This is a genomic window from Rhizobium sp. NFR12, assembly GCF_900108545.1.
Classification (GTDB): domain Bacteria; phylum Pseudomonadota; class Alphaproteobacteria; order Rhizobiales; family Rhizobiaceae; genus Neorhizobium; species Neorhizobium soli.
Window position 1 is genome coordinate 694,812 of record NZ_FNWM01000002.1, and the last position, 13,381, is coordinate 708,192.

The window sequence follows — 13,381 nt, forward strand, 5'->3', positions numbered from 1 at the left end:
TCAACATGTTTGACCTGACCGGCCGCAAGGCCCTCGTCACCGGTGCCACCGGCGGCCTCGGCGAAGAAATCGCCCGCATGCTGCATGCGCAGGGCGCAACCGTCGGCCTGCACGGCACTCGCGTCGAGAAGCTGGAAGCACTCGCTGCCGAACTCGGCGATCGCGTCCACATCTTTCCGGCCAATCTTTCCGACCGCGCCGCGGTCAAGGCGCTCGGTGAAAAGGCGGAAGCGGAACTCGGCGGCGTTGACATTCTCGTCAACAATGCGGGCATCACCAAGGACGGACTGTTCGTGCGCATGAGCGACGAGGACTGGGACGCAGTCCTTGAAGTCAACCTGACCTCCGTGTTCCGCCTGACCCGCGAGCTGACCCATCCGATGATGCGCCGTCGCTTCGGCCGCATTATCAACATCACCTCGATCGTCGGCGTCACCGGCAATCCGGGCCAGGCCAACTATTGCGCCTCCAAGGCCGGCATGATTGGCTTCTCGAAGTCGCTGGCGCAGGAAATCGCCACGCGCAACGTGACCGTTAACTGCGTCGCGCCAGGCTTTATCGAGAGCGCCATGACCGGCAAGCTGAACGACAAGCAGAAAGACGCCATCATGGGTGCCATTCCGATGAAGCGGATGGGCGCCGGATCCGACATTGCCGCCGCTGTTCTTTACCTCGCTTCGAATGAAGCGGGATATGTGACTGGACAGACCTTGCATATCAATGGCGGTATGGCGATGATCTGATCCGGGGCACGGGCGCAGCAAATCCGAGTAAAATCGGCTGTTGGCGGCTGTGCGGCGGAACAGATTCTGGCTTTGCGTAGCACGGAAACCGTGTTAAGCGGGCCTTGACTACACGAAGTCACCCCGAAATTCAGGGCGTCATAATGCGTGAGCATGTGACTGGAACCTGAAGAGGGGCGAAGGGGTTTGCCCGCATCGGCACCATGAAGTGCCGGCGGCAGGTATTAACAGGATACGGATGCCATTCAGGCATTCGAGAAGACAAAAGGTCGAGGAAACCGACATGAGCGATATCGCAGAACGCGTTAAGAAAATTGTTGTTGATCATCTCGGCGTCGACGCCGAAAAGGTTGTCGAAGGCGCTAGCTTCATCGACGACCTCGGCGCGGACTCGCTCGATACGGTCGAACTGGTCATGGCGTTCGAAGAAGAATTCGGCGTGGAAATTCCGGACGATGCAGCTGACTCGATCCTGACGGTCGGCGACGCTGTAAAGTTCATCGAAAAGGCTCAGGCCTGATCGAACCATATTCGGGACGCGCGCCTCGTTGCGAGGCCGCGATCTCTCATGACGGCCCGCTTGTTCGGGCCGTTTCAGCAACTAACTGACAATACTACTACAGGGTGGGGCACTGGCGATGAGGCGTGTCGTTATCACCGGTACCGGCATGGTATCTCCTCTGGGATGCGGAACGGAAGTCAGCTGGCAACGTCTGCTGGCCGGCGACAACGCCGCCCGGGTCGTGACCGAATTTGAAGTCGAAGATCTTCCGGCCAAAATCGCCTGCCGCATTCCGGTCGGCGACGGTTCCAACGGCACATTCAATGCCGACAACTGGATGGAGCCGAAAGAACAGCGCAAGATCGATCCATTTATTCTTTATGGTGTTGCCGCCGCCGACATGGCGCTGGCCGACGCCGGCTGGCACCCGCAGACCGACCAGGACCAGATCGAGACCGGCGTCCTGATCGGCTCCGGCATCGGTGGTCTCGAGGGTATCGTCGAGGCTGGCTACACTTTGCGAGACAAAGGCCCGCGCCGCATCTCGCCGTTCTTTATTCCCGGCCGCCTGATAAACCTTGTCTCCGGACAGGTCTCAATCAAGCACAAGCTGCGCGGCCCGAACCATTCGGTCGTCACTGCCTGTTCCACCGGCGCACACGCGATTGGCGATGCCGCCCGGCTGATCATGCTGGGCGACGCGGAGGTCATGGTGGCCGGTGGCGCCGAATCGCCCATCTGCCGGATCGCGCTGGCGGGCTTTGCTGCCTGCAAGGCGCTGTCGACCCTTCGCAACGACGACCCGCAAAGCGCCTCGCGCCCCTACGACCGCGACCGTGACGGTTTCGTGATGGGCGAGGGCGCCGGTATCGTCGTGCTGGAAGAGCTCGAACACGCCAAGGCGCGCGGTGCCAAGATTTACGCCGAAGTCGTCGGTTACGGCATGTCCGGCGATGCCTTCCACATCACGGCTCCTTCCGAAGACGGCGATGGTGCTTTCCGTTGCATGACGTCGGCCCTGAAGCGCGCTGGTCTTGGCGCATCCGACATCGACTACATCAACGCGCATGGCACATCGACCATGGCCGACACGATCGAACTCGGTGCTGTCGAACGCCTGGTTGGCGATGCGGCCTCCAAGGTCTCCATGTCGTCGACCAAGTCGGCAATCGGTCACCTTCTCGGTGCAGCCGGCGCTGTCGAAGCCATCTTCTCGGCATTGGCGATCCGTGACAATATCGCGCCGCCGACGCTGAACCTCGACAACCCTGATGTCGACACTGTGATCGATCTTGTTCCGCATACCGCGCGCAAGCGCGAAATCAACGTGGCGCTGTCGAACTCCTTTGGTTTCGGCGGTACCAACGCGTCTCTGGTGCTCAAGCGCTACGAAGCCTGACGCACATTCGGCCTTCGCTTCTCGGCTGGACTTCGACAGTCCGGCCGATATCATTTTCCGAACCTGCTTTTTGCCGTATTGCTTGGCCAAACAGCCGGTTGAAAGTCCAGAGTCGAGGGGAAACGGTTGAGCGACATGAATTCATCGAATGATCAGCCGGGTTATGGCAGTGGAAACGGCCATGGCGGCAATGGCACCGGTGGAAACCGTGGTCCGATCATTCCGAAATCGCCGAACGAGGCCCTGAAGCCCGAACGGGTGCCGGAACCGCCGCGTCGCTCCAAGAAGGCGCGCAGCCAGCTGGTGATCTTCCTGAACTTCGTCATGACCATGGTCGTGCTCGTCTGCATCGTGGTGATCGGCGGCCTGTATTACATGATCCGGACGTTTCAGGATCCGGGCCCGCTGGAAACGAACGCCCACTTCATGGTCCGTCCCGGTAACGGCCTGGCGGAGATTGCCAACAATCTCGAGCGCAACGGCGTCGTGTCCGACGCGCGCGTGTTCCGCTACGTGACCGCGACCTATCTGCGCGGCGGCGAGACGCTGAAGGCCGGCGAATACGACATCAAGGCGAAGGCTTCGATGAAGGACGTGATGGAGACGCTGATCTCCGGCAAGTCCATCCTCTATTCCGTCGTCTTTCCGGAAGGCCTGACCGTGCGCCAGATGATGCTGCGTCTCAACGAGGATGCGGTGCTGGAAGGCGATATGCCGGCGGAGCTTCCCGCCGAAGGCAGCCTGCGGCCCGATACCTACAAGTTCTCGCGCGGCACCAAGAGGTCGGAAATCCTCTCGCAGATGCACGCCGCTCAGCAGAAGACGATCGACCAGATCTGGGAGAAGCGCGACCCCGACCTGCCGGTCAAGACCAAGGCAGAGTTCGTGGTGCTGGCCTCGATCGTCGAGAAGGAAACCGGCAAGGACGACGAGCGCGCCCATGTCGCCTCGGTCTTCATCAACCGGCTGAACAAGGAGATGCGGCTGCAGTCTGACCCGACCATTGTCTACGGCATCTTCGGCGGTGAGGGCAAACCGTCCGATCGGCCGATCTACAAGTCCGATCTGACCAAGCAGACGCCCTACAATACCTATCAGATCAAGGGCCTGCCGCCGACGCCGATCTCCAACCCCGGCCGCGCCGCACTCGAGGCGGTTGCCAATCCGTGGCGCACCAACGATCTCTATTTCGTGGCAGACGGCACAGGCGGGCACGTGTTTGCAGCCACACTGGAAGAGCACAATGCCAACGTACGTCGCTGGCGCCGGATCGAGGCCGAACGGTCAACCGGCAATGCGGCAGCCCGCGGTGAAGAAGTGGTCGATGGCCAGCCGGATGGCGACGACGCCGAAAAGCCACCGAAAAGCAACTGACGCCTTGCCTCTGGGGAAGGCAGTCCGGAGAAGCGTATGAGCCTGCCGTCTAACCCGAAATCCCTGCAGTCGATGACCGGCTTTGCTCGCAGCGAAGGAACAAGCGGCCGCAACCGCTTTGCCTGGGAGCTGCGCTCGGTCAACGGCAAGGGGCTCGACATGCGATTGCGGCTGCCCTCCGGCCTTGATCGTCTTGAGCAGGATGTCCGCAAGCGGATTTCCGAACGGTTTTCGCGCGGCAATCTGCAGGTGGCGCTGTCGCTCTCGACCGAGGACGCGAAGGTGGAAGCGGTGCTGAACCGCGATGCACTGGCCGCCGTGATGGCGCTCCGCGCTGAACTGGGCGATCTGGTCGATTCCGCACCGCTGCGTCTGGACACGTTGCTTGGCATCCGTGGTCTCGTCGAGATCCGCGAGGCCGAGGATGACGAACAGGCGGTGACGGCGCGCGACGCCGCCATTCTCAACTGTCTCGGCGACGCGCTTTTCAAACTTGAAGAGATGCGCGAGCACGAAGGGTCGGCACTGCGGGATATTCTCAGCCGCCATGTGGACCGCATCGCCGAACTGACGACGCTGGTGGAGAACGACCCGTCCCGCTCGCCGGAAGAGATTGCCAAGAAGCTTTCCACGCAGCTCGCCGCCTTGATGGCAGAGGCGCCGACCCTCGACCGCGACAGGCTTTATGGCGAGGCAGCACTGCTTGCGACCCGCGCCGATCTGCGCGAGGAGATCGACCGGCTGAAGGCCCATGTCGTCGTAGCCCGCGAGCTTCTGCAGACGGGCGGGCCTGCCGGGCGCCGTCTCGACTTCCTTGCACAGGAATTTAACCGGGAATCGAATACGATCTGTTCCAAATCCAACGCCGCTGCTGTAACGGCAGCAGGACTGGAACTGAAAGTCGTGATCGACCAGTTCCGCGAACAGGTTCAGAATCTGGAGTGACACGACCATGAGCCCGGCCCCCTCGACACCGAAAACCTCGTCGCCCTCGAAGATGAAGACGACGATCGCGCGCCGGGGATTGATGCTGGTCCTGTCGTCGCCGTCAGGCGCTGGCAAATCCACCATCGCCGGCAATCTCTTGCGCGGCGACCATAGCCTCGAGATCTCGGTCAGTGTCACCACCCGCGCCAAGCGTCCAAGCGAGATCGCCGACACCCACTACCATTTCATCACCGTGCCGCAGTTCGAGCGCATGCGCGATGCCGACGATCTGCTGGAATGGGCCGAGGTACATGGCAATTTCTACGGCACGCCGCGCGAGCCGGTCGAAAAGGCGATGGCCGAGGGACGCGACATGCTGTTCGACATCGACTGGCAAGGCGCACTTCAGCTGCAGGAAAAGATGAAGGCGGACGTTGTCTCGATCTTCGTGCTGCCGCCGACCATGACCGAGCTGCAGTCACGTCTGCACCGCCGTGCCGAAGACAGCGAAGAGGTGATCCGCACCCGGCTTGCCAATTCCCGCTCGGAAATCGAGCGCTGGCGCGAATACGACTACGTCATCGTCAACGACGATCTCGACGAAGCCTTCCACAACGTCAGCTGCATCGTCAACGCCGAACGCGTCCGCCGCGACCGCAGGCACGGCCTGTTCGAGTTCGTCAGCAATCTTCTGACGGAAGAGCCGACACTCTAGGTTCTGGTGTAAACGGGGCTCTAGCGCTCGCCGCGACCCCTTAAAGCAAGTTCGCCAGTCTTACGAACTCTTCCACCGACAGCGTTTCGGCGCGGCGTTGCGGGTCGATGCCGGCTTTGGCGAGCAGAGCTTCGCCACCGACCGGTTTCAGGCTCTGGCGCAGCATCTTGCGGCGTTGGCCGAAGGCGGCGTGGGTGATGCGTTCCAGCTTGGAGACGTCGCAGGGCAGGGGATTGGCCCGCGGGATCAGATGCACGACGGTCGAGGTCACCTTGGGTGGCGGCGAAAAGGCCTGAGGCGGCACGTCGAACATCATGTGGGGATCGGTGCGCCATCCCGCGAGCACGCCAAGGCGGCCATAGTGGTCGTCTTCCTGGTCGGCGACGATGCGCAGACCGACTTCCCTCTGAAACATCAGCGTCAGGCTCTGCCAGAACGGCGGCCAGCTCTTGTCCTCGGGCAGAAGCCAGTTCAGGAGCAGTTGCGTGCCGATATTGTAGGGGAGGTTGGCGATGATCTTGACCGGTCCGCCGCCAGCCTTCTCGGCTGCGAGCGCCGCGAAATCGATCTGCAGCGCATCGCCCTCGATAACCTCAAGCCGTCCGGGATAGTGGTCGGAGATTTCCTGGAGCACCGGAAGTGCGCGCGCGTCGCGCTCGATGGCAATCACCTTCTTGGCGCCGAGCGACAGGATGGCGCGGGTAAGGCCGCCGGGACCCGGCCCAACCTCAAATACGGTCACGTCCTCCAACGGTCCGGCCGCGCGGGCGATCTTCTGGGTGAGGTTGAGATCGAACAGAAAGTTCTGGCCAAGCGATTTCTTGGCGTCCAGTCCATGACGCTGGACGACGTCACGCAGCGGCGGCAGCCCATCGAGCGTCGCCATCAGATTCGCCCCGCAAGGCTCGGTGTCATTGTTCCGGCCATGGCGCCTGCAAGCCGGATTGCCTCGACCAGGCTCGTCTCGCGGGCGACACCCTTGCCGGCGATGCCGAAGGCGGTGCCGTGGTCGGGAGAGGTCCGGATGAAGGGCAAGCCGAGCGTGACGTTGACGGATGTGTCAAAACCCAGCGCCTTGGCCGGGATCAGCGCCTGATCGTGATACATGCAGATTGCCACGTCGTAGCGGCCGCGGGCTTCGTCATGAAACATCGTATCGGCCGGCAGCGGCCCGAAGGCGTTGATCCCTTCTGCGCGCAGCTTGACGATGGCCGGATGGATGATGTCGCGTTCTTCGGTGCCCAGCGTGCCGTCTTCGCCCGCATGCGGATTGAGACCGGCAATCGCGATGCGCGGCTGGTCGATGCCGAACCGGACTTTCAGGTCGTGATGGGTCACGCGGCAGGTTTCAAGGATCAGCGTTTCGGTGAGCGCCGCCGGAATGTCCTTGAGCGGAATGTGGATCGTGACGGGGATGGCGCGCAGCTTCGGTCCGGCCAGCAGCATGACGGGGCGCACGGGCCTGCCGGTATGCTTGTGCGCAAGGTCCGCCAGGAATTCCGTATGGCCGGGAAAGCCGAAGCCGGCCTGGTATAGAACGGACTTGGCAATCGGATTGGTGACGACGCCGAGCGTCTTTCCCGCAAACGACAGCGACACGGCGGTCTCGATCGCCTCGATCGTCCCACGGGCGGTGGCGACATGCGGCTCGCCGGCGGCGACTTCGGCTCCGGCCGGGATCGGCAGAACGGGAAGCGCGTCTTCGAAGATCGAAACGGCGCCGTCCGCGTCGGTTTCACAGATCGCAACGTCGAGGCCAAGCAGGGCCGCGCGCGATGCAAGGACCGCCGGGTCGCCGAGAAAGAGAAACGGCGGAATGCCGTGTGTCCGTCTCGCCGTCCATGCGGCGAGCGTGATGTCTGGACCAATGCCGGCAGGATCGCCCTGGGTCAGCGCGAGCGGACGATCAAAAGGCATGCGGTCTCCGTTCAGGCCCTTTGGGCTTTACGACTTCTGGATGTAATCGATCTGGGCCTTGGCGCGCAGATCGTCCATGTACTTCTTGCTATTCGGGTCTTCACCGGACTTTTCAGCCTTGCCGAGATCCTCGGCGCGGAACACGGCTTCGGCCGCCACGTCGTCCGAAACCTGACGCTGCTCGCAGATCGCCAGGAACTCGACGCCACGCTCGGTAACGCGGGTGCCGGTCGTGTTGCCGGAGGACTTCTCGATCAGAGGCTTCCAGTCTTCCGGCAAATCCGGCGCAAGCACGCGGCCCAGATCACGGATGGAAACGTCCAGCATCGTCGCTGCAAAGGTTTTAGCTTCGGCGCAGCCTGGGAACCGCGACCGCGACGCGTCGGCTTCCGCCTTGCGCTTGTTGAGGATGGCGTTCCGCTTTGCCGCGGGAACAACGAAGATTACCTGTTTCAGGAAATATTCGGTGGTGACGGGCTTTTGCTTGTTTTCCATCATGCGGGTGACAAGCTGGTCGGTCGACATGCGCTGACGACCGCCGCCGTAACGGGCGTTGACCAGGCGCGGCCAGCTCATCTGCACAGCGATATAGGCCTTGAAATGGTCCGGTGTGACGCCGGCCTGATTGAGCACGCTGCTCAACTGCTCGGGCGTCATCTTGTTGCCCTGCGCGAAGCGGGCAAACGAACGATCGACGTCCTCGGTGCTGACGGACATCTTGACGCGCGAGATTTCCTGGCGCTTCAGCGTTTCGTCGATCAGCTGATCGAGAGCTACCTTGTTGCTCGGCTTCTGACGCTGAAGGCGCATGAAGGCCGAACGGCGAGCAACGTCGGCGGTGGTGATCGCCGACCGGTTGACGACGGCTGCGACGCCGCTCGTCGACTGTGCCATTGCCACGATTGGTGTCATCACCGGCGTGGCGACCGTGGTCGCGGCGAGCACGGAGACTGCCAGCACGATCTTGCGTGTCGCGGTCATTGCAAACATGAAACCAATCCCTTTTTTCCGCCCGGGCACTTGTCGCGCGACTTTGCGCGCTTTCGGCCGCCATACTAGCCGATTGGCGTCCGATTGCACAATCGTTGCGGCAAAACCATGACGATTCTTCCGTTACCGGTCTCAGTAACGGAAGGTTTGATCGTAATCCTTGGTCGTGCCGATATTGACGTCGCCAAGCGTGCGGAAACTCAGGCGCGCACTGATCGTCCAGTCGTTCGCATCGGCTTCCGAAGGCTTGTCGGTATAGGCAAGCGTGAAGATCGTGCACTCGTCGGCGTAGCTGATACCGACGCCGCGCCGGATGAGCGAACTGTCTGTCAGGTCCCACGTGGCGGAACCGGCCAGCGACCAGTTTTCGTTCACCCGGAGCGACATGCTGTTCTTCAGCACGTCCGTCGCGTCGCTGTCGCCGTACTCGTCCTGCGCATCGACCTTAGTGTAGATCAGCTTGCCGCTGACCCGCGGTGTGGAATAGCTGAACGCTGTATCGGTGCGACGGATATCGAGCGACTTTTCATCGAGCCGCACGTTGTTGGAAAGCGAGAAGCCCTGCGGCAGGTCGATCGCCGCCATGGCGACGTAATCGGATCGCGATGTTTCGAGGCCCGAATTGGCCCCGGCCTGAACAAGATCGTCGCTGGCAAAGGAATTCTCGCCGGCAATCTGGTAGGACTGGCCGAAGATGCCGCGCACGCCGATGCCGTTGTTGAACGAGCCGGTATAGCGGAAGCCAACATTGGCACGGGTGCCGCCTTCGACACGGTCGTAGCCGGAGAACTTGTCCCGTTCGAACAGCGAAGTGGCATCGAACACGAAGCTCTGCGCATCCTCGTTGGGAAGGCCGCCGGACATCTGTTCGTCCGGACGCGCATAGATCTGCGCGATCGGCTCGATGATGTGGCTGCTGTTTTCGCTGGTGATCAGGAACGGATAGCGGGCCTCGAGGCCAGCCGTCAGCATGTATCGGCCGTTCGTACCGTTCGGCTCCAGATTGCCGTCATAGGCAAAGTTCGGATTGGACACATCGTGGCGGATGCCATCGGCGCGTGCTGCAAACAGCGGCGTCAGCAGCAGGCCGCCCGATGTCGTGTAGGTGCGCTTCCATTCGGCTTCGGTCGTCACGCGGGCGTAATCGCCTTCGAGACCAGGGAAGCGGTATGTGGTGCCCTCGAAGTAGGAATCCTCTTCGCGACGCGACAGGTTGGTCAGGTTGGCGTTGAACGAAAGCTCACCGCCGTACACCGATTCGGGCGCGATATACTGGTAGTCCAACGACGGATAGGCGATCGCCTGCTGGCGCTCGAGCGTGTTCGACGTGCCATTGTCCTGGACGTCGAAATAGTAGGCGTGCAGGTCGAAATAGTTACGCTTGCCAAGGCCGGTCAGGTAGACGTCGTTGGTGAACGTATCCTGGCTGACATCGGTCAGGCTGTAGGTCCGCGAGAAGTTCGCGTCCGTCTGGGCCATGACGTTCCAGCCGAAGGCCCAGCGCGGGTTGATCTGAAACTCGCCCTTGGAGGCGGCCATGAAGCGGCTGTTCTGCTCGCGGTCGCTTGTGCCAGCGTCGAACGAGCCGGGATCGCGCTGATCGATGCCGGCAAAACGGAACGTGTGGTCGCCGTTGTCGAACCGGTTGCGCACTTCGCCTTCGACCAGAAGTCCCTGGCTCGAATAGTAGGTCGGGCTGATCGTCGCATCCATGCTTGGCGAGAAGACATGGTAATAGGGGACGGTGACGCCGAACCCGAGGTTGTCGCTGACGATGAACTTCGGAAACAGCACGCCGGACTTGCGCTCGACAGTCTCGTCGGGAACCTCGATCGGGAAGGGCAGTTTTCCAAGCGAAAAGCCGAACAACTCGAACTGTGCATTCTCGAGGCGAATCGTATGCTTCTGTCCGTTGCGAATGACGCGCTGCGCCTTGACTTGCCAAAGAGGCGCCTTGCCGGGTGTGGCGGCGCATGGAAGGCAGGCGGTGTACACGGTGTTGTTGAGCACCATGATATCGCCGGTCTGGCGCTCGGCGCTTTCAGCCGCAAGGCGGGTATTGTCAGTGGTTTCCACGCGTAGGGCATTGATGAAGCCCTGGCCGAAATCGTCGGTCACGTCGAGCTCTTCCGCGTAGACGCGGCTGCCCGACGGTTCGATGAACTCGATATTGCCGGTCGCCATGACGCGGCCGGTGTTCTGATCGTATTCCACCCGCTGCGCGACCATGCGGTAACGGTTGTAATAGATCTGGACGCCACCGGTCGCGGTGACGCGCTTGTTGTCCTGATTGTAGGTCAGTTCGTTGGCGCGCAGAAGCATCTTCGCACCGTCTTCAGCAGCCGGCACGAGGCCCTGCGCATACGCGCCGCCCGTCAATGCAGCGACGCCAGAGACACATACAGACACACCGGTCAGCAGGGCGGCGGCGAGCCGACTGATATTTCCGCGGTTACTTACCGCCACTAGCCATCCTCCTGATGAAGCAAGATCGTAGCGCCCAGGGCAGTCGCGACGACGACTGGAATCCAGACCGCCACGAAAGGAGGAATCGCCCCGCTGCTCCCGAATGCCTTCACAAGCACCGAGACGACATAAAGCACGAAGCCCGAAACTATTCCACCCAGAATCATCGACCTGGACTGTGCGAAGCGACTGAATTTTAACGACACTGTTGCCGCAATCATCGTCATGGCGACGAGCAGCAGCGGCAGTGAAAGCAGGGAGTGAAACTGGGTTTCCAGCGCCTTCGTCGAGATTCCAAAGGATTTGCCGATCTCGATCTTTCTGGAAAGACCAAGAAACGCAACGGTTTCCGGCTGAGCAAGGCTCTCCTGAAGATACTCGCGTCTCAAATTGGTTTTGACCTGTGCCGTCTCGAGACGGGTCGGAATTTCGCCCGGCCGATTCTCCAGAACGTCGTTAAGAAGCCAGTAACCATCTTCCAACTTAGCGGTCTTGGCGTCCTGCCGCATGGTGATGACGTCGTCCTTGTCGAAGTGGAAAACCACCACGTCGAGGAGCTCGGTACCGCTTTCGCGATAGGTCTTGGCGCCGATGATCACGTCTTCGTCGCCGGACAGCTGGCGGATCCACGGTACGAACTTGGACGACTTGGACTTGTTGCTGGCCTGCCGCCACGTGGTCTCGAGCGAAATTGATTCGCGCTGGCCCCAGGCGCCGATCGGGTTGACGACGAACAGCGTGAACAGACCGAGCAGAAACGATCCGACAATGAAAGGTGCGACGAACTGCCAGACGGAAATTCCGGCTGCACGGGTGACGACCAGTTCGTAGCGACGGTTGAGCGCGATCAGCACCGTCATGCCGATAAACAGGCTCAGCGTCGGGATGGCCTGCTGCAGGATCTGCGGCACGCGCAACGCCGTCATCGCCAGCGCGCCGTAGAGGCTGTAGCCGTTGAGGCCCGAGAGGCGACGGCTCGTCTCGCTGAAATCGGCAAGAAAGATAATGGCGCTGACACCGAGCAGGAACCAGAACGCGGTGCTGATATAGCGCTTGAAGAAATAGCGGCCGAGAGTGGAGAAGATCATTTCGCTTCTCCCGTGGTTCCGCGTCCCGTCGGCGAAAGGCGCTTCTGCACGACGGTTGTCGCTTTCGTGATGCTGCGGCTGAACAGGCGAGGCATCTGGATCTGCCGGTTGGTGGCCAGCATGAAGCCCGTCACCAAGCAGGTCACCAGCGGAATCGCGTAAACCAGCGGCACGTAGGCGGCGTTGCGTTCCGTCAGATTGGTGGCCGAGAAGCCCAGCCAGCGCAGCAGGAAAGCGAAAAGCAGCACATAGATCATCGGATGCAGCCGTGCCGACCGGTGCGACCGCGTGTTGCCGGCCACAAGCAGAGACACCAGCGCGAAGGTGATCGGGAACAGCCAGTCGGACAGGCGACGATGCAGTTCGCTGCGGAAGCTCTCGGGCTTTTTCTGATAGGCGGGATCGGTCTTGTCGGGGTTGAGCAGGAAGCTCAGCGGCCGGTCACCGGAATAAAGCGGAAGGCCGCCCTCATCCGATTGGGTCATCGCTGACAAATCGAACGCATAGGACGCGAACTTGACGATCGAGATCCGGCCGTCCGGGCCTTTGCGATGCACTTCGCCGTCGCGCATGGTAAGCGATGTGCCGCCAGGATCGACCGATCCTTCGCGGGCATAATAGATCAGGCCGAAATTCGGGTCGCGGTAATCGACGATGAACAGGCCTTTCAGCACCCGGCCTGAATGGCGCTCGGAGATCTGGACGTAAAGCCCGTCCTCGATGCTGCGAAAGGTCTTTTCCTCGATTACGGAAGATAGAAGGTCAGCATAGGCAGCTGCGACCATTTCGCGCGCGCCGAGCCGTGATTTTGGTTCGATGAAATTGGTGATGGTGAAGGAGACGAGGCTGAGCGCGACCGCGAGCAGGATCACCGGCTTGTAGATGATGCTGCGGGCCGCACCGGCCGCGTCGATCACAGGCAGTTCCGAATCGTTGTTCATCGCCGTCAGCGTCTGGGTGATGCCGATGACAAAGGCGAAGGGCAGGACAACCGGAATGATGGTCGGCAGGATATAGCTTGCGAGCTGCATGAACGAGCCCATCGACTGGCCGGTGTCGGTGACCAGGTTGATGCGGCCGAGCACCTGAATCGTCCAGATGATCGTGAGCACCGGAACGAGTGCCACCAGGAACATCTGCAGGATTCGGCGCAATATGTAGAGTTCGAGAAGCTTCATTCCCGCATTATGCCTCAGGTCCTAAGGGGCTTTCGTCCCGCATTCGATCGATGGTAGCCGCGCCTATCTAAGCGATTGGGAA

At 61.3% G+C, this 13,381-nt stretch carries 12 protein-coding genes; 6 read left to right on the forward strand and 6 right to left on the reverse strand.

The window, feature by feature from the left end:
- Positions 1–5: 5 nt before the first annotated feature.
- The 6 genes from fabG to gmk all read left to right on the forward strand — a co-directional run bounded on the left by fabG (position 6) and on the right by gmk (position 5,660).
- Positions 6–743 (forward strand): 3-oxoacyl-[acyl-carrier-protein] reductase, encoded by a 738-nt coding sequence (gene fabG, locus BLW69_RS10685; protein ID WP_062453338.1) that lies wholly within the window; start codon positions 6–8, stop codon positions 741–743.
- Positions 744–1,026: 283 nt separating this feature from the next.
- On the forward strand, positions 1,027–1,263 hold the full coding sequence (locus BLW69_RS10690) for an acyl carrier protein (RefSeq protein ID WP_006727438.1): 237 nt from the start codon (positions 1,027–1,029) through the stop codon (positions 1,261–1,263).
- Positions 1,264–1,381: 118 nt separating this feature from the next.
- On the forward strand, positions 1,382–2,644 hold the full coding sequence (fabF, locus tag BLW69_RS10695; protein WP_062453337.1) for a beta-ketoacyl-ACP synthase II: 1,263 nt from the start codon (positions 1,382–1,384) through the stop codon (positions 2,642–2,644).
- Between the two features lie 135 nt (positions 2,645–2,779).
- Positions 2,780–4,018 (forward strand): endolytic transglycosylase MltG, encoded by a 1,239-nt coding sequence (mltG, locus tag BLW69_RS10700; protein WP_092661872.1) that lies wholly within the window; start codon positions 2,780–2,782, stop codon positions 4,016–4,018.
- Positions 4,019–4,054: 36 nt separating this feature from the next.
- The gene (locus BLW69_RS10705; protein WP_244508804.1) at positions 4,055–4,963 is read left to right on the forward strand and encodes a YicC/YloC family endoribonuclease; all 909 of its coding nucleotides are present in this window, start codon (positions 4,055–4,057) and stop codon (positions 4,961–4,963) included.
- A gap of 7 nt (positions 4,964–4,970) precedes the next feature.
- A complete protein-coding gene (gene gmk, locus BLW69_RS10710; RefSeq protein WP_062579867.1) occupies positions 4,971–5,660 on the forward strand; it encodes a guanylate kinase in 690 nt (229 codons plus the stop codon).
- 40 nt (positions 5,661–5,700) lie between these two features.
- Here the strand turns inward: gmk and rsmA are convergent, their stop codons facing one another.
- The 6 genes from rsmA to BLW69_RS10740 form a co-directional block, all read right to left on the reverse strand.
- On the reverse strand, positions 5,701–6,546 hold the full coding sequence (gene rsmA / locus BLW69_RS10715) for a 16S rRNA (adenine(1518)-N(6)/adenine(1519)-N(6))-dimethyltransferase RsmA (protein WP_092661874.1): 846 nt from the start codon (positions 6,544–6,546) through the stop codon (positions 5,701–5,703).
- On the reverse strand, positions 6,546–7,577 hold the full coding sequence (gene pdxA / locus BLW69_RS10720) for a 4-hydroxythreonine-4-phosphate dehydrogenase PdxA (RefSeq protein WP_092661876.1): 1,032 nt from the start codon (positions 7,575–7,577) through the stop codon (positions 6,546–6,548). The genes rsmA and pdxA overlap by 1 nt, the downstream gene beginning before the upstream one ends.
- 27 nt (positions 7,578–7,604) lie before the next feature.
- Positions 7,605–8,558, reverse strand: a complete 954-nt coding sequence (locus tag BLW69_RS10725) for a SurA N-terminal domain-containing protein (RefSeq protein WP_062580243.1) — start codon at positions 8,556–8,558, stop codon at positions 7,605–7,607.
- 141 nt (positions 8,559–8,699) lie between these two features.
- Entirely contained in the window at positions 8,700–11,033 is a 2,334-nt protein-coding gene (locus tag BLW69_RS10730) for an LPS-assembly protein LptD (protein ID WP_062453331.1), read from the reverse strand.
- On the reverse strand, positions 11,033–12,121 hold the full coding sequence (gene lptG, locus BLW69_RS10735) for an LPS export ABC transporter permease LptG (RefSeq protein ID WP_062453330.1): 1,089 nt from the start codon (positions 12,119–12,121) through the stop codon (positions 11,033–11,035). Before lptG ends, BLW69_RS10730 begins: the two co-directional genes overlap by 1 nt.
- Complete coding sequence (locus BLW69_RS10740) at positions 12,118–13,299, reverse strand: LptF/LptG family permease (protein WP_062579873.1); 1,182 nt, start codon at positions 13,297–13,299, stop codon at positions 12,118–12,120. The genes lptG and BLW69_RS10740 overlap by 4 nt, the downstream gene beginning before the upstream one ends.
- Between the last annotated feature and the right edge of the window lie 82 nt (positions 13,300–13,381).